Here is a 15,600-nt window from a genome sequence, read left to right as displayed (position 1 = left end):
TCGTGTCCACCCGCGCCGCACGGCTGCTCGGCCGTCCGTACTCGCTCGGCTCCGCACAGCTGGCCAACCGCATCGTCATGGCCCCGATGACCCGGTACTTCTCTCCCGGTGGCCTCCCCGGCGAGGACGTCGCGGCCTACTACGCCCGCCGGGCTGCCGCCGGGACCGGCCTGATCATCACCGAGGGGACCTACATCGACGACCCGTCCGCGGGCGACTCCGCCGACGTCCCGCGTTTCCACGGCGAGGCGTCGCTCGCCGGGTGGGCGACGGTCGTCGAGGCGGTGCACGAGGCGGGCGGCCGGATCATGCCGCAGCTCTGGCACGTCGGCATCACCCGCGAGGCCGGGAAGCCGCCGTTCCCCGAGGCCCCGTCCGTCGGCCCGTCGGGCGTCGCGCTCGACGGCACCGAGGGCGCGGGGCAGGCGCTGGACCTCGCCGGGATCGACCGGATCGTCGGCGCGTTCGCCGAGGCCGCGGCGCAGGCCGAGCGGATCGGCTTCGACGGCGTCGAGCTGCACGGCGCGCACGGCTACCTGATCGACGAGTTCCTGTGGGAGCGCACCAACCGCCGCACCGACGGCTACGGCGGCGGCCTGGCCGAGCGCGCCCGCTTCGCCGCCGAGATCGTCGCCGCGGTCCGCGAACGCGTCGCGCCCGACTATCCGGTCGTGTTCCGATTCTCCCAGTGGAAGAGCAACCACTACGACGCGCGTCTCGCCGCCACCCCCGACGAGCTGACCGAGGTGCTGACCCCGCTCGCCGACGCCGGGGTGACCGCGTTCCACGCGTCCGGGCGCCGCTACTGGGAGCCGGAGTTCCCCGACGCCGACGCCGAGCTCAACATCGCCGGGTGGGCCCGCAAGGTCACCGGGCTGCCGACGATCACCGTCGGCTCGGTCGGCCTGGACCAGGTCTTCGACCCGGCGATGTTCGCCGGCGCCGACGCCCGCGCCGACGTGAGCGGCGTCGAGAAGCTCCTCGACCGGCTGGAGGACGACGAGTTCGACCTCGTCGCCGTCGGCCGGGCGCTGCTCGCCGACCCCGAGTGGGGCAGCAAGGTACTGGAGGGCCGCGAGTCCGAGCTGGTGCCCTTCACCAAGGCGGCGCTGGGCACCCTGCACTGAGCCTTCCGCTCAGATCAGGTCCCAGGTCAGCGGGGTGCCGCGGGCGACGTCGCGGGTGAAGGTCCGGCCCAGGACGGTGCCGATCGTGTCGGTGTGCAGACCACCCGCCGGGCGGATCGACCGGACGTTGTCCGCGGTCACTTTCTCGCCCGCGGCGACGTCGGCGACCACCCACAGCGAGCGGCGCAGCGCCAGGGTGTCGCGCTCGGACTCGCGGGGGCCGAACCGGGCCGGGCCCATCGCGCGGCGAGCCACGTCGGTCTCGGTGACCAGCGACGCCAGCTCGGCGGGCTCCAGGGAGAAGTCGGAGTCGACGCCGCCGTCGTCACGCCGCAGCGTCACGTGCTTCTCGATCGCGACCGCGCCGAGCGCGACGGCGGCGACCGGCACCCCGATGCCCGGGGTGTGGTCGGACAGCCCGATCGGCACGCCGAACGCCTCGCGCAACGCCGGGATCGTCTGCAGGTTCGCGTCGACCGGGTCCGCCGGGTACGAGGCGGTGCAGGCCAGCAGCACGATCTGCGTCGCACCGCCCTCGCGGGCGGCGGCGACGGCGGCGTCGATCTCGGCCAGCGTCGCCATCCCGGTGGAGATCACCATCGGCTTGCCGGTCGCGGCCATCGCCCGGATCAGCGGCAGGTCGACCAGCTCGGCCGAGGCCACCTTGTACGCCGGCGCGTCGAGGGACTCCAGCAGCTCGATCGCCGTCGGGTCGAACGGGCTGGAGAACGGCACCAGGCCGTGCTCCCGCGCACGGGCGAACAGCGGCTCGTGCCACTCCCAGGGCGTGTGCGCCTGCTCGTAGAGCTGGTAGAGGTTCCGCCCGCCCCACAGACCGTGGTCGTCACGGATCCGGAAGGCCGGGCCGTCGGCGTCGATGGTGATCGTGTCGGCCCGGTAGGTCTGGAACTTCACCGCCTGCGCCCCGGTCCCGGCGATCGCGTCGACGATCTCCAGCGCCCTGTCCAGCGAGCCGTTGTGGTTGCCGGAGACCTCCGCGATGACGAACGGTCGTTCGCCGGGTCCCACGAGGTGGCCGCCGATCTCGATCGGGTCCGGGGTGCGCATGCGCGCCACCCTACGAGCGCCGCGCGAGCACCATCACCTCGGACACCGTGCCCTCGCAGTCCTGGCCGTAGAGCCCGGCGTCGGAGTCGACGAGCTCGAACCGGTCGAACATCTCCAGGTAGTGGCGCCGCAGCATGGGCTCGCGCACTCCCGGCTTGCCGGTCGGGGAGTTGCGCAGCAGCAGCCAGCGGGCCCCCAGTTCGGTGACCAGGTTCGCGTAGTTCGCCACCACCTCGGGCTCCATCTCCTGGAAGGAGATGAAGTTGGCGAACAGGTCGACGGTCCCGGTGAGCCGGGGCAGCTGCCAGGAGCACAGCACGGTCGCCGGGTGCTCCAGCTCGTCGATCACGATCTTCTCGCGCTCGCGGGTGGCCGCGTAGTCGCCGACCTTCTCCGGCCCGAGCGCCTCGCGCAGGTAGTGCGTGGCGACGGCGGCGACCGGCGGGATGTCGACATCGATGTAGCGCAGTCCGGGGTTGCCCGACAGCAGGATCTCCCCGAGCGTGCCGAACCCGCCGCCGATCTCCAGGACGGTCGAGACGTCGAGGTCGGGCACGGCCCGCTTGAGCATGACCAGCCCGCGCAGGTAGTTCAGCGACGACCGGCTGAACCGGCGGCCGTCGAACTCCAGCTGCTCGGCGGGGGCGCCGGCGGTCGACTCGCTGAACCCGGCGAGCGACGGCGACCGGTCGGCGGGGTCGAGGGCGGTCACCGTGGCGTGGTGGGCCCGGGCGACGGGAACCTGGTCGATCCGCCCGCGCAGCAGCGCGCCGGGGCCGCCCAGCATCCCGAACGCCCGCGACAGCATCGCCGCCGGCCTGGACACCGGCGCGTACTGCGGGGCGTAGAAGAACGTGGCCGACGGGTGCCTGCGGAACTCCGCGAACCCGCGTTCCCGCAGGTCGGCGACCACCTTCTCCAGCCCGGTCCGCCAGAAGTCCGTCGGCCGGTACAGCTCCGGCGCGCTGTCCAGATCGGCCAGCATCACCTCGAGCAGCGTTCTCGGGTCCATGTCACGAACGGTACGGAACATCACGTTCGCCCCGAACCCTGCCCACCGTCGCACGGCTCGGATACCCGGACCGATAGCCTCTGCGGTGCGGCCGTGCACGGCCGCCGGTCAGTGACGAGGGAGTGGGACGTGGTCGCCGACACCGGCACCTGGGTGGTGGTCCCCGTGTACAACGAGGACACCGTCATCGCCGAGGTCGTCGCGGAGATCCGCACGGCCTTCCCGAACGTCGTGTGTGTCGACGACGGCAGCCGGGACTCCTCCGCCGAACGCATCGCCGGCACCGAGGCGCACCTCGTGCGGCACCCGATCAACCTCGGGCAGGGCGCGTCGCTGCAGACCGGGATCGACTACGCCCTGCTCCGCGGGGCGGAGCGGATCGTCACCTTCGACGCCGACGGCCAGCACGACGTCGCCGACGCCGTCCGGATGGCCGCGATCCTGCGCGGCGGCGAGGCCGACGTCGTCCTCGGCTCGCGCTTCCTCGAGTCGACCGAGCCGGTCCCGCCGCTCAAGCGGCTGGTGCTGCGCACCGTCGCGGCGCTGTCCCCGGCCAGCCGCAAGCTCAAGCTCACCGACGCCCACAACGGGCTGCGGGCCATGAACCGCGCGGTCGCGGAGGACCTGCGGATCACCATGAACGGGATGGCGCACGCGTCGGAGATCGTCGCGTCGCTGGCCCGTTCGTCGTGGCGGATCCGCGAGGTCCCGGTCACGATCCGCTACACCGAGTACTCACGATCCAAGGGCCAGTCGCTGTTCAACGGGGTGAACATCCTGTTCGACCTGTCGGTACGGCAGCGATGACCCAGGAGGCGAACACCGTGATCCTGCAGATCCTGCTCCTGGCCGCCGCGGTCGGCGCGCTCGTCTACTTCGTGCGCAGCGGCCAGAGCGTCGGCGTGCGGGCGAGCAAGCGGATCGCCTTCGGCGCGTTCATCGTGCTGAACATCTACGCGGTCCTGCGCCCGAACGACCTGACCTACCTGGCCCGGGCGGTGGGCATCGGCCGCGGCACGGACCTGCTGGTCTACCTGCTCGTGGTCGCCTTCGTGTTCGGGATGCTGAACACCTACCTGCGGGACCGGGAGATCAGCCAGCACCTGACGAACCTGGCCCGCCAGATCGCCGTCCGGGACGCGGAGCTGACCCGGCGGGAGAGCGAGCTGGAGCAGCGGCTGACCGCCCTGGAGGAGCGCGCTGCGGGGACAGACGGGCACCGGGCGGCCGTCACCGAGCCCTCCGCCGACGAGGTGGGGACGGCCCGCTCCACCAGGAGCTGAGCGGCGATCCGCACGGGACACGATCCGGTCGCGGACGGTGACACGGCGACCGCGCGTCCCGCCGCGCGGCACGACGCTCGTAGGGTGCGCCGGATGCGGCTGCCGATCGACGACGCGCGGAGCCGGGGATGACGTGGGCACAGGCCGTCCCCGTGGCCCTGGTGACCGCGGCCTGGTGCGTCCTGCCCGGGGCGCTCGTCGCCCGCGTCGCGGGACTGCGCGGAGCGGTCTGCTGGGGCGCCGGGCCGCTGGTGTCGGTCGCGCTGATCGCGACCACCGCCGTGCTGGCCGGCCGGGCCGGGGTGCCGTGGGGACCGTGGCCGGTGCTGGGCGTCACCGCCGTGCTCGCGCTCCTGTGCGCCGCGGTGACCGCGGGGCTCCGGCGGCGGGCGGGCCGGTCCCGGTCCGGACCCGGTGACGACGCGGGCGATCTCGCCGACCGTCCGCCGTTCCTGCTGCGCACGGGACCCGACGGCCCCCTTGGCGGGATCGCGCTGGCGGTCGGCGTGGCCGTCACCGTCGCGATCGGCTGGCTGACCGTGGTGCTCGCGTTCGGTCCTGTCGACGCGGTCTCCCCGACCTACGACGCGATCTACCACTACAGCGCGGTCGCCCGGGTCCTGCAGACCGGCGACGCGTCGTCACTGACGCTGGGCGAGCTGAACAGCCCCGGCGTGCCGTCGGCCTACCCCGCCGCCTGGCACGACGTCGTCTCGCTCGTCGTGGCGAGCACCGGCGCGTCGATCCCGGCCGCGTCGAACCTCGCCGCGTTCGCCGCCGCGGCCGTCGTGTGGCCGCTGTCCTGCACGCTGCTCGTCCGCCAGATCGTCGGGCTTCGGGCCGGTGCCCTGCTGGTCACCCCGGTGCTCGCGACGGCGTTCACCGCGATGCCGTGGCTGCTGATGAACTGGGGCGTCCTGTGGCCCAACCTGCTCGGGCTGGCGCTGGTGCCCGCCGGGCTGGCCGCCGGGGTGACCGCGCTGGGTCTGACCCGGGACAGCGTGGTCGGCCGGGCCCGGGCGCTGCTGCTCGGTGCGACGACCGTCCCGGCGCTGGCGCTCGCCCATCCGAACGCCGCGGTCAGCCTGCTCGTGCTGGGTCTGTCCCCGGTGGTGGTCGCGGCCGGGCTCAGCACGGTGCGGCACGTGCGCGAGCGCCGGTTCGCCACGGCGGCCCTCGCCCCGGCGGGTGCGCTCGCCGCGGTCGCTGCCGTGGTGTGGCTGCTGGCGTGGTCGCCCTTCCTCGCCGGCGTCCGGACGTTCGACTGGCAGGCCTCGATGGGGGCTCGCGAGGCGTTGACCGGTGTGCTGTGGAACGGGACGAACAAGCGGCCCGAGCTGGTCGTGGTGTCGGTGCTGGTCGTGGTCGGCGCCGTCCTGGCGCTGCGGCACGCCCGCACCGCGTGGCTGGTGCCGGCCCACCTGACCTCGGCGCTGCTCTACACCCTCGCCGTCGCCCGGGAGGGCGACCTGGTCACCGCGCTGACCGGGGCGTGGTACAACGACTCGCACCGGCTCGCCGCGATGGTCCCGATCACCGGGGTGCCGCTGGCGACGCTGGGTGTGCTCGGCGCCGCGGGCCTGGTGGTCCGTGCGGTGACCGCGGTGCGGCGGGCGGAGACCACCCCGGAGCGACGACGGCTGACGGCCGTCCCGGTCGTCGCCGTCCTCGCCGCGGCGCTGGTCCTGCTCACCGGCGGGTTCCGCATCGGCGTGCACGCCGCCGTGATCGCCGACGCCTACCGCTACGAGACCGGCCGGGTGCTGCAGCCCGGCCAGCGGGAGTTCCTGGAGGCGGCGGGCCGGGCGACCGAACCGGGCGCCGTCGTCGCGGCGAACCCGTGGACCGGCAACGGCCTGCTCTACCCGCTGACCGGGCGCGAGGTGCTCTTCCCGCACCTGTCCGGGACCTGGACGCCCGACCAGGAGCTGATCCGGCTGCGGCTGCACGACGCCGCCCGCGACCCCGTCGTCTGTCCCGCGGTGCGGGCCACCGGCGTCGACTACGTCATCGACGGCCCGGTCACCTGGTGGCCGTGGGACCCGCGGGCCGACACCTACCCCGGGCTGTCCGAGATCGACCGTGCACTCGGGTTCGAGCCCGTCCTCTCCGGGGGCGGCAGCACGCTCTACCGGATCACCGCCTGCGGCACGGAGCCCGCCCGCTCCACCGGCTGAGGCGCCCGGGGCACCCGCGGTTACCGTGTGCCGCAGCCGGGTGCACACACCGTCCGCCCCGGAGGAAGGCAGGTATGCGCGCGCTCGTCACCGGCGGAGCCGGCTTCATCGGCTCCACCCTGGTCGAGTCCCTTCTCGCCCGCGGCGACGACGTCCTCGTCGTCGACGACCTCTCCGCCGGGACGCGGGACAACCTCGCCCCGGGCGTCACGATGGCCGAGCTCGACATCCGCGACACCGCCGCGCTCACCGCGCTCGGCGCGCAGTACCGCCCGGACGCGGTGTTCCACCTGGCCGCCCAGATCGACGTGCGCCGCTCGATGGCGGACCCGGTGCACGACGCCTCGGTCAACGTCCTCGGCACCCTGAGCGTGCTGCAGGCCGCCCGCGACGCGGGTGCGGGCGCGGTCGTCGTGTGTTCCACCGGCGGTGCCATCTACGGCGACGGCGCCCCCCTGCCGACGACCGAGGCTGAGCCCGCCGAGCCGGAGTCGCCGTACGGCATGAGCAAGCTGGCCGCGGAGCGCTACACCCGGTTCTTCGTCCGGACGCACGGTCTGCCGGCACTGGTGCTGCGGTTCGCGAACGTCTACGGCCCGCGCCAGCACCCGGCGGGCGGCGCCGGTGTGGTCTCGCTGTTCTGCGACCGGGCCCGCACCGGGTCCCGGCCGACCGTGTTCGGCGACGGCGGTCAGACCCGCGACTTCCTCTACGTCGGCGACGTCGCGCGGGCGGCGCTCGCGTCGGCCGACCGGCTCGCGGCCGGGGAGCTGGCCGGTGAGGTATTCAACGTCGGCACCGGCACCGAGTCCACGATCGTCGAGCTGGCCGCGACGATCGGGACGATCGCCGACCTCACGCCGGAGGAGTTCGCCCCCGAGTTCCTGCCGGCCCGGCCCGGGGAGCTGCGCCGCAGCTGCCTCGACCCGTCGCGCGGGATCGCCGCGCTCGGCCTGCCCGCACCGACCCCGCTGGCCGAGGGCCTCGCGCACACCTGGTCCTGGCACACCGGGCGCCGACACCCCGCGTACTGACGCACCGCGGGCCCGGCCCCCGTGCGGGGAACCGGGCCCGGGAGGCGTCGGCGTCAGCTGTAGACGGCCAGGGTGAGCATCGCGATCCAGGCCAGCGCCAGGACCTGCAACGCCCGGTCCGCGAGCGCGATCTCCTCCGGCTCGCCGCCGGTCCCCCGGTCGACGTCCACGGAGTAGCGCAGCACCGCGACCACGAACGGCACGATCGACAGCACCGACCAGACCGAGTTGTGGTCCTCGCGGATCTCGAACGCCCACAGCCCGTACATCACGATCATGACGGTGGCCGAGAGCGACCAGATGTAGCGCAGGTAGGACGCCGTGTAGTTCTCCAGCGACTTGCGGATCTTCGCGCCGGTGCGCTCGGCGAGGTTGATCTCGGCGTAGCGCTTGCCGGCGACCATGAACAGCGACCCGAAACCGGTGACCAGCAGGAACCACTGCGACAGCGGGATCCCGGTGGCGACACCGCCGGCGATGGACCGCATCAGGAAGCCGGAGGCCACGATGCAGATGTCGAGCACCGGCTGGTGCTTGAGCCACAGACAGTACGACAGCTGCACCGCCACGTAGACGGCGAGCACGATGATCAACTGCCAGGTGACCGCGAACGACAGCGCGATCGAGCCGGCGAACAGCACGCCCGCCGCCACGAAGGCCAGCGGCACCGGAACGATGCCGGACGCGATCGGGCGGCGGCGCTTGGTCGGGTGCGCGCGGTCGGCCTCGACGTCGAGCGCGTCGTTGACCAGGTAGACGCCGGACGCGGCCAGCGAGAACGCGACGAAGGCGATCAGGCAGTCGACGAGGACCGGCACGTCGAAGAGCTGGCCGCTGACGAACGGCGCGGCGAAGACCAGGACGTTCTTCACCCACTGGCGCGGGCGCATCGTCTTCAGCAGGCCGCGGGCGACCATCGCGGTGGTCCGCTCGGACGGGTCCATCGGCACGTGCGGGGCGTGCTCGGCGGCGACCGCGGTCGGGGCCGCCTCGTCCTCGTGGCCCTCCGGCGCGCCCGCGTCGTCCGGTGCGTCCGGGACGACGGGGGTCTGCGGGTCGGCGGCCCGGGCAACCTTCTCCTTCTCGGAGTCGTCGTGGTCGACCTTCGTGGGGTCGGTGCTGGTCATGCGCTCACCCTCCGGTGGTGGGGTTGCGTGAGATCACGCGTCGCGCGGTACCGGCGACGGCCGCGCCGAGCGCGGTGCCGGTGGCGACGTCGGTCGGGTAGTGCACGCCGAGGACCAGGCGCGACAGCGCCATCAGGCCCACACCCGCCGCGGCCACCGGGCGGGAGCGCATGCCCAGCAGGCCGCCGTAGAGCACGGCGGCGGCGGTGGTGGACGTGGCGTGCGAGGACGGGAAGCTCAGCCGGCTCGGGGTGCCCACCAGGACCCGGACCGCGGGGTGGTCCGGTCGGCGGCGCCGGACGACGCGCTTGACCCCGATCGAGGCGCCGTGCGCGAACGCGACGGCGGCGGCGGAGCCGAGCCACTCGCGACGGCGGGGACGGTCCAGCGCGGCACCCAGGACGCCGATCGCCAGCCAGCCGGCGGCGTGCTCGCCGAACAGCGACATCCCGCGGGCGACCCGCACGGTGGTGTCGTTCGCAAGAACGCCCTGCACGGACGCCAGCACGGCGACCTCGCCGGTGGGCGGGACGTCGGCGGGCGGTTGCGGACCGGACCCGTCCAGGGTGTCTGCCGTGTCAGCCACGGGTGGGGCCTCCTGGCGCGGGCGCTGGCACCCGGCTCGCGGGCGATGACAGCCGGTGATGGTACGCGCGGGCGGGGTGGTGGGCCGGGCCGGGGCGGCCCGGCGGACCGCGCATGACCGCTCGTCGACGCGCGGGTGAACGCCGCCGGGTGCGCTCAGAACCAGCGCTCCAGGATCTCGGCGAGCCCGTCGTGGGTGTGCGGGGCGGTCACCTCGTCGGCGAGGCCGGCCAGGTCGGGGTGGGCGTTGCCCATCGCGACGCCGAGCCCGGCCCAGCGCAGCATCTCCCGGTCGTTGGGCATGTCGCCGAACGCGACGGTGTCCGCCGCGCTCACGCCGAGCCGGCGGGCGACCTCGGCCAGACCGGTCGCCTTGGTGATCCCGGGCGCGGAGGCCTCGATCAGCCCGGACGGGTGCGAGAACGTCAGGTCGGCCAGCCCGCCCGCCTTCGGCGCGAGTGCGGTCATCATCTGCTCGCTGGTCAGCTCCGGGGAGCGGATCAGCACCTTCGTCGCCGGGTGCCCGAGCAGGTCCTCGCGGCTGGTGGAGCCGCCGTCGTGCTCGCCCCAGGCGTGCACGTAGCCGGGGTCGGTGAGGAACTGGTCGACGACGCCCCGCACGCCGTCGTCACCCTCGGCGTTCCCGACGCGCTCGACGCCGAACCCGCAGCCGGGGAACAGCTCCGCGGCGAGGGCGGCGAGCTCGCCGATCGCCGCCGGATCCAGGGTGTGCGCGCCGAGCACGACGTCGTCGACGGCGTCGTAGAGCACCGCGCCGTTCGCGCACACGCACAGCCGCACCAGGCCCTCGGGCAGACGCGCGAGCACCGGCGGGATCCAGCGCGGCGGGCGGCCGGTCACCAGCACGAACCCGGCGCCGGCGGCGACCGCCCGCTCCAGCACGGCGACGGTGCGCGGGGTGACCACGCCGCCGTCGTCGAGGAGGGTCCCGTCGACGTCGGTGGCGACGAGCCGGGGCGCGTTCTCGACGATCACACCCGGAGCGTACGGAACCGCCCGGAGACGGCCCCCGGACGACCGCGTGGCGGTTACCCTCGGACGGTGCGTGTTCTGGTGGTGGCGGCCCCGCTGTCGGGGCATCTGACACCTCTGTTGCCGCTCGCCCACGCGCTCTGGGACTCCGGGCACGAGGTGCTGCTCGCCGGCGGCGGCGACGCGCACCCGCTCCCCGGGGCGGACCCGCTGCCGTTCATCGACGTCGCACGCAGCCTGCGGGTGGGCAGGCTCGCCGCGCGCTCGCTCGTCGCGCACCCGGTGACCGCGCGGGCCGAGCTGGCCGGGCGCGGCGGCGACGCCGGGGTGCGTTCGCTGTTCGGCCCGGTGAACGAGGAGCTCACCGACGCGCTGGTGACCGTCGCCGAGCAGTGGCGGCCCGACGTCGTGGTGTACGAGCCCCTCGCCGTCGCGGGAGCGCTCGCGGCCGCCCGGCACGACGTCCCCGCGGTGCTGCACGAGAACGGCCTGCTCGACGGGTTCGCGCTGGTCCGCACGCTGCTGGACTCCCGCCCGCTGCAGCGGGCCCGGCTGCGGCACGGGCTGCGCGGGGTCCCGCCGCCGGCGATCGCCCTGACCATCGCCCCGTCGAGCCTGGTCGGCGCACGCGACGCGCTGGCCGTGCGGCCGGGCCGGGCCCGCGGCTCGGGCCGGTCGGCGCTGCCGGCGTGGCTGAGCGGCCCCTCGGTGCGGCCGCGGGTGCTGGTGCTGCGCGGCGGCGGGCCGCTGCGGGGCGATCTGCAGGCCTCGGCGGTACGCGCGCTGGACGACCTCCGCGACGACGGGCCGGACTGCGAACTCGTGCTCGTCCGGCCCCCGGCGCGGCTGCTGCGCCACGGCCGACGCGGTGTGCGCACGGTCGGGCGGGTCCCGCTCGACGAGCTGCTGCCCGCCTGCGCCGCGGTGCTGCACGACGGCAGCGCCGCGCACGTGCTGGCCGCGCTGGCCGCGGGCGTCCCGCAGCTCGCGTTGCCCGGTCCGGGCGACCGGCGGCACAACGCGGAGCTGGTCGCGGCCCGCGGCGCCGGGCTGGGCGGCCCGTTCACCGCCGACGCGCTGCGCAGGCTGCTGCACGACGGCGAGCTCGCCGCCGCCGCCCGCGACGTGCGCGCGGAGATCGCCGCGATGCCGCCGCCGCAGGCCAGGGTCGAGGTGCTGACCGCCCTGGCCTGAGCGGCACCGGGAAGCGGGTCCGGCCGGGACGGGCGGCTAGAAGACCGCGACCGCGACGATCAGGCCGAGCGCGACGTGCGCGGCCGCGACGACCTTCGCGACCGCCCGCGGCTCGTCGGACTGGATGACCTCACCGATGTCGATGCCGGTCACCCACTCCAGCAGCCGCACCGCGGCGACCTGGGCGACGATCCCGATCAGGCCGAACACCAGCGACGACACGACACCCTGCAGCAGCGAGCCGTAGGAGCCGTAGATCGCGGTGACGATGATGAACGCCATCGACAGCATGCCGGCCGAGGTGATGGTCACCGCGTTCGGCAGGCCGCCGCGCACCATCGCCGGGAGCTTGCCGGGCGTGGTGAGGTCGATGGCCCAGAAGCCGATCAGCATGAGCAGGGTGCCGATCACGGCGTAGAGCAGGATCGCGCCGACACCGCGGCCGAGGAAGCCCCAGTACGTGGCGTCGAACGCCTGGGCGAGGATCACGGGAGGTACCTCCGGGAGCGGGGGTGTGCAGGGAGCGGAGCAGAGAGCGGAACGGTCAGGACTCGGGGATGCGGTGCGGCACGAAGGCCGCACCGTCGTCGGTGATCAGGCCGGCGGTCTCACGGATACCGAGGCCGGCGGCGGTGTCACCGACCAGCCAGGCGCCCAGGCAGGGCCGGAACCCGTCGAACTCGGGCAGCGGGTCGAACATCTGGTACACGAAGCCCTCGTCGCCGTAGACGCCGCCGGTGGCGGTCTCGTAGCCGGGAGCGACGATCGCGATGTTGGCGCCCTCGCGCCCCAGCAGGGGCTTGCGGACGTACTCGGTGAGGATCCCGGGGTTGCCGAGCGAGGCGGGCAGCAGGTTCGGGTGCCCGGGGTACATCTCCCAGAGCACCGCGAGCAGCGCCTTGTTCGACAGCAGGGTCTTCCACAGCGGCTCGAGCCACAGTGTCTCGGGGAGGCTGCGGGTGACGTGCTTGCCGAACTCGTCGGTCAGCATCCACTCCCACGGGTAGAGCTTGAAGACCGTCGACATCGGAGCTTCCTCGAGGTCGACGAAGCGGTCCAGAGCGGAGTCCCAGCCGATGTCCTCGATGGACAGTCCGACGGTGTCCAGGCCCGCCTCGGCGGCGGTCTCCTGGAGGTAGCCGACGGTGATGTGGTCCTCGCCGGTGGACTCGGCGCCGGACCAGGTGACGTGCACCTCCGACGACGGCAGCAGCCCCTTCAGCTCGCCCCAGCGTTCGACGAGCTTCTCGTGCAGGGAGTTCCACTGGTCGTCGCCGGGGTGGACGTCCTGGAGCCAGTGCCACTGCAGGATCGAGGCCTCCAGCAGCGAGGTGGGGGTGTCGGCGTTGTACTCCAGCAGCTTGGCCGGGCCGGAGCCGTCGTAGCGCAGGTCGAAGCGGCCGTAGAGGTGCGGGTCCGAGCGGCGCCAGGACTGCGCGACCTGCTCCCAGCACCACTCGGGCAGCGCGAAGTCCCGGAACCGCTCGGTGGTGACGACGTGGTCGACCGCCGACAAGCACATCGACTGGAGCACCTCGACGTCGGCCTCGAGGGACAGGATCTCGTCCATCTCGAAGACGTAGTGCACCGACTCGTCCCAGTAGGGCCGCTCGTTGCCCGAGCCGTCCCGGCCGGGGGTGCCGAAGGCGAGCCCCTGCTCGGCGACGGTGCGCTGCCAGTCCGGGCGGGGGGTGCCGCGTTCGCGTCGCACGCCCTCAGCTCCCGCTGGACGAGCCGGACCCGCCCGAGGACGACGACGATCCGCCGCCCACGCCGAGACCGCCCCGGGAGATCGTGCCGCTGCGGGTGGCCGAGCCGATGGTCGAGCCGGTCGTGCCGCTGCGGACCGTGGTGCCACTGGGCGGCGGGGAGACGGTCCCCCCGGTCGCGACCTGCCCGACACCGCCGGTGCCGCCGTAGTTGTAGTGGTACTGGCGGCCGCCGCCGCCCAGGAAGATCGGCACGAAGGCGAAGCCGCCGCCACCGGTGGACACCTGGCCCTGGCTCTGGGCGCCGCTGCAGTTCTCGTCCGGCACGACGACGCCCTGGTTGTCGACGCAGCGCGCGTCGGCGACCCGCTCCTCCTCCGAGGCCCCACCTGAGCCCGCGTAGACCGCTGCGATCAGGGCGACGACACCGACTGTCGCCCCGGCGCCGATCAGCACCCGCTTGGTGGTCTTGGAGCGGGCCTCCTTGAGGCGCACGGCCTCGCGGTCCGCGCGCAGCTTCTGCTCGCGGGACCGCTTCTCGGCGAGTGTGGGCTCGCGGGGCGTGGTGCTGCCGTCCTGCTGCCGGATCCGGCCGCGCGGGGCCTCGGCGGGCTGCTCGGCGGGCGGGTTCGCCCACGGCGCCGATCCGTCGGTCTGCGGGGCCGGCGTCGCCGGCTGCGAGCCCGACGGCTGCGCGCCGCCCGGTGTCGCACTCGGCGTACCGGCGGGCGGCGTGCTGTCGTCCGGGCCGCCGCCGGTGCGCGGTCCGTCGGTCATCGCTGGTCCCCCATCGTCACTCCTGTCCCCCGCGCGCACCGTACCGGGACCGACCGACGACCACCGGTCGTTCCCGGATGACGATTCGGCGGCGGTTCGCCCACGACCACCTGGACGAGTGGTCGCGCCACCCCGTCGCACCGGACGGACCTGCTCGTTCACAGCATCCGGCCGACCGACCGCCGCGCCGGGGCACCGGCCGGGTGAAGCCGGGCCGACCCCGGCTGCATGATGGGGGCGTCATGGATTCCCGCTCCCCCGCCGGCTCCGACCGGCCCGACGCGACCGGCCGCACCGCCGTCCACGGCGGGCAGGGCACGACCTCGGTGCTGTCCCGGCCGTCGGCCACCCCGGTGGTCCCGACCCGTCGGCGACGGTCGTCGGATGCCGCCGGAGGGGCGGGCGCCGGGCGGAGCGGGTTCCTCGGGGCCCGCCGGGTCGGGATCGGGATCCTCGTCGGTGCGCTGCTGATGCTGACCGTCGCGTCGGTCGACTCGCTGCTCGGCGCCGAGGTGCCGGTCCTGGGGTCGTTCGCGTCCTCCGGGGTCCCGAAGGTGGAGGAGCCCCCGCCGCTGCCGCCCCCACCGGACACCCCGGGCACCTGCCTCAACTGGACCCGGTCCGACGCGACCGACACCGCCGCCGTCGACTGTGCCCGGCCGCACCTGTTCGAGCAGGCGGGAAGGGTCGTGCTGACCGACCAGCCGACGTTCCCGGCCGACGGGGCCTGGCAGAAGCTCGTCGCCGACCGCTGCACCCCGGTGGTCACGAAGTACCTGAACGGCAAGTTCGACCCGGACGGGAAGTTCCGGGTGGGCGCGCTCAAGCCGTCACAGCAGCGCTGGGACGGCGGCGACAAGGGCATGCGCTGCGGCCTGCAGATGGCCTCGCGCAGCGGGGAGATGTTCCCGATCACCGGGAAGGTCGCCGCGCAGGACCAGTCCGCGGTCCAGCCGGTGGGCACCTGCCTGGCCATCGACGGCCGCACCGTCGGGGACCCGACCGACTGCGCCGGTCCGCACGCCGCCGAGGCCGTCGGGCTGGTCGACCTGGGCACCCAGTTCCCGGACGCCTGGCCCACCGTCGAGGACCAGGACAAGTTCCTCCAGCCCGCCTGCACCACCGCCGCCAACACCTTCGCCGGCAACGACACCGTGATCGACGCCAAGAGGCTCGTTGTCTACTGGGGCAACCTCTCCGAGGAGTCCTGGAAGGCGGGCAGCCGCAAGGTCAACTGCAGCATCGGCACCCTGCTGCCGGACAAGAGCGGCTTCGCCTCGATCACCGGCTCGGTGAAGGGCGACCTGGTCGTGTCCGGGCAGCCCGCCGGCCCGGCGCCGTCCGCGCCCGGAACCCCGGGGGGCGCACCCACCGACGGTGCGGCCACTCCGGCCCCCGGCTCGCAGGCCCCGGTCCAGCAGCCCGACGCCGAACAGCCCGCCGCGCCCGACAGCGGTGCCGGGCGGCCCGACCTCGACATCCCACCCGGCCTGCCCGGGCTGTCGGACAACTGA

The 15,600-nt window shown here is 74.2% G+C and carries 15 protein-coding genes; 7 read left to right on the top strand and 8 right to left on the bottom strand.

The window, feature by feature from the left end; translation table 11 throughout:
• Positions 1-2: 2 nt before the first annotated feature.
• Entirely contained in the window at positions 3-1,127 is a 1,125-nt protein-coding gene (locus tag XF36_RS24830) for an NADH:flavin oxidoreductase (RefSeq protein ID WP_060713825.1), read from the top strand.
• A gap of 9 nt (positions 1,128-1,136) precedes the next feature.
• On the opposite strand, the gene pseI is transcribed toward XF36_RS24830, so the two are convergent.
• Positions 1,137-2,195, bottom strand: a complete 1,059-nt coding sequence (gene pseI, locus XF36_RS24825; RefSeq protein WP_060714958.1) for a pseudaminic acid synthase — start codon at positions 2,193-2,195, stop codon at positions 1,137-1,139.
• A gap of 10 nt (positions 2,196-2,205) precedes the next feature.
• The gene (locus tag XF36_RS24820) at positions 2,206-3,207 is read right to left on the bottom strand and encodes a putative sugar O-methyltransferase (protein WP_060713824.1); all 1,002 of its coding nucleotides are present in this window, start codon (positions 3,205-3,207) and stop codon (positions 2,206-2,208) included.
• Between the two features lie 129 nt (positions 3,208-3,336).
• Between XF36_RS24820 and XF36_RS24815 the strand changes: the two genes are divergently transcribed.
• From XF36_RS24815 to XF36_RS24800, 4 genes are all read left to right on the top strand, one after another.
• Positions 3,337-4,014 (top strand): glycosyltransferase family 2 protein, encoded by a 678-nt coding sequence (locus tag XF36_RS24815; RefSeq protein ID WP_020626830.1) that lies wholly within the window; start codon positions 3,337-3,339, stop codon positions 4,012-4,014.
• A complete protein-coding gene (locus tag XF36_RS24810) occupies positions 4,011-4,490 on the top strand; it encodes a DUF2304 domain-containing protein (protein ID WP_060713823.1) in 480 nt (159 codons plus the stop codon). Before XF36_RS24815 ends, XF36_RS24810 begins: the two co-directional genes overlap by 4 nt.
• Before the next feature lie 128 nt (positions 4,491-4,618).
• The gene (locus XF36_RS24805) at positions 4,619-6,667 is read left to right on the top strand and encodes a DUF6541 family protein (protein WP_060713822.1); all 2,049 of its coding nucleotides are present in this window, start codon (positions 4,619-4,621) and stop codon (positions 6,665-6,667) included.
• Between the two features lie 74 nt (positions 6,668-6,741).
• On the top strand, positions 6,742-7,701 hold the full coding sequence (locus tag XF36_RS24800) for an NAD-dependent epimerase/dehydratase family protein (protein ID WP_060713821.1): 960 nt from the start codon (positions 6,742-6,744) through the stop codon (positions 7,699-7,701).
• Positions 7,702-7,754: 53 nt separating this feature from the next.
• Here XF36_RS24800 and XF36_RS24795 read toward each other — a convergent pair whose 3' ends face one another.
• From XF36_RS24795 to XF36_RS24785, 3 genes are all read right to left on the bottom strand, one after another.
• Entirely contained in the window at positions 7,755-8,645 is an 891-nt protein-coding gene (locus tag XF36_RS24795; RefSeq protein ID WP_043281206.1) for a decaprenyl-phosphate phosphoribosyltransferase, read from the bottom strand.
• 187 nt (positions 8,646-8,832) lie between these two features.
• Positions 8,833-9,414 (bottom strand): phosphatase PAP2 family protein, encoded by a 582-nt coding sequence (locus XF36_RS24790; protein ID WP_082375635.1) that lies wholly within the window; start codon positions 9,412-9,414, stop codon positions 8,833-8,835.
• A 155-nt stretch (positions 9,415-9,569) separates the two neighbouring features.
• On the bottom strand, positions 9,570-10,409 hold the full coding sequence (locus XF36_RS24785; protein ID WP_060713820.1) for an HAD family hydrolase: 840 nt from the start codon (positions 10,407-10,409) through the stop codon (positions 9,570-9,572).
• A gap of 66 nt (positions 10,410-10,475) precedes the next feature.
• On the opposite strand from XF36_RS24785, the gene XF36_RS24780 reads away from it, so the two are divergent.
• Positions 10,476-11,600 (top strand): nucleotide disphospho-sugar-binding domain-containing protein, encoded by a 1,125-nt coding sequence (locus XF36_RS24780; protein WP_060713819.1) that lies wholly within the window; start codon positions 10,476-10,478, stop codon positions 11,598-11,600.
• A 36-nt stretch (positions 11,601-11,636) separates the two neighbouring features.
• Here XF36_RS24780 and XF36_RS24775 read toward each other — a convergent pair whose 3' ends face one another.
• From XF36_RS24775 to XF36_RS24765, 3 genes are read right to left on the bottom strand one after another with little or no spacing between them, the layout of a single operon-like run.
• Complete coding sequence (locus tag XF36_RS24775; protein ID WP_020625029.1) at positions 11,637-12,089, bottom strand: DUF350 domain-containing protein; 453 nt, start codon at positions 12,087-12,089, stop codon at positions 11,637-11,639.
• 55 nt (positions 12,090-12,144) lie between these two features.
• Positions 12,145-13,311 carry a glutathionylspermidine synthase family protein gene (locus XF36_RS24770; protein ID WP_060713818.1) on the bottom strand — a complete coding sequence of 389 codons (1,167 nt, stop codon included), beginning with the start codon at positions 13,309-13,311 and terminating at the stop codon, positions 12,145-12,147.
• A 4-nt stretch (positions 13,312-13,315) separates the two neighbouring features.
• The gene (locus XF36_RS24765) at positions 13,316-14,086 is read right to left on the bottom strand and encodes a hypothetical protein (RefSeq protein ID WP_060713817.1); all 771 of its coding nucleotides are present in this window, start codon (positions 14,084-14,086) and stop codon (positions 13,316-13,318) included.
• A gap of 242 nt (positions 14,087-14,328) precedes the next feature.
• Here XF36_RS24765 and XF36_RS24760 point away from each other — a divergent pair, with 242 nt between their 5' ends.
• Positions 14,329-15,600 (top strand): septum formation family protein, encoded by a 1,272-nt coding sequence (locus XF36_RS24760; protein ID WP_060713816.1) that lies wholly within the window; start codon positions 14,329-14,331, stop codon positions 15,598-15,600.

This window comes from Pseudonocardia sp. HH130629-09, from assembly GCF_001294645.1.
Lineage (GTDB): Bacteria > Actinomycetota > Actinomycetes > Mycobacteriales > Pseudonocardiaceae > Pseudonocardia.
Note: the sequence above shows the minus strand (reverse complement) of the source record. Positions and strands in the feature narration are given on the sequence as shown.

Excerpts from the sequence above, each read along its gene's own strand:
- XF36_RS24800 (WP_060713821.1), top strand. The coding sequence starts at position 6,742 with ATGCGCGCGCTCGTCACCGGCGGAGCCGGCTTCATCGGCTCCACCCTG.
- XF36_RS24760 (WP_060713816.1), top strand. The coding sequence starts at position 14,329 with ATGGATTCCCGCTCCCCCGCCGGCTCCGACCGGCCCGACGCGACCGGC.
- XF36_RS24795 (WP_043281206.1), bottom strand. The coding sequence starts at position 8,645 with ATGGACCCGTCCGAGCGGACCACCGCGATGGTCGCCCGCGGCCTGCTG.
- XF36_RS24820 (WP_060713824.1), bottom strand. The coding sequence starts at position 3,207 with ATGGACCCGAGAACGCTGCTCGAGGTGATGCTGGCCGATCTGGACAGC.
- XF36_RS24765 (WP_060713817.1), bottom strand. The coding sequence starts at position 14,086 with ATGACCGACGGACCGCGCACCGGCGGCGGCCCGGACGACAGCACGCCG.
- XF36_RS24810 (WP_060713823.1), top strand. The coding sequence starts at position 4,011 with ATGACCCAGGAGGCGAACACCGTGATCCTGCAGATCCTGCTCCTGGCC.
- pseI (WP_060714958.1), bottom strand. The coding sequence starts at position 2,195 with ATGCGCACCCCGGACCCGATCGAGATCGGCGGCCACCTCGTGGGACCC.
- XF36_RS24805 (WP_060713822.1), top strand. The coding sequence starts at position 4,619 with ATGACGTGGGCACAGGCCGTCCCCGTGGCCCTGGTGACCGCGGCCTGG.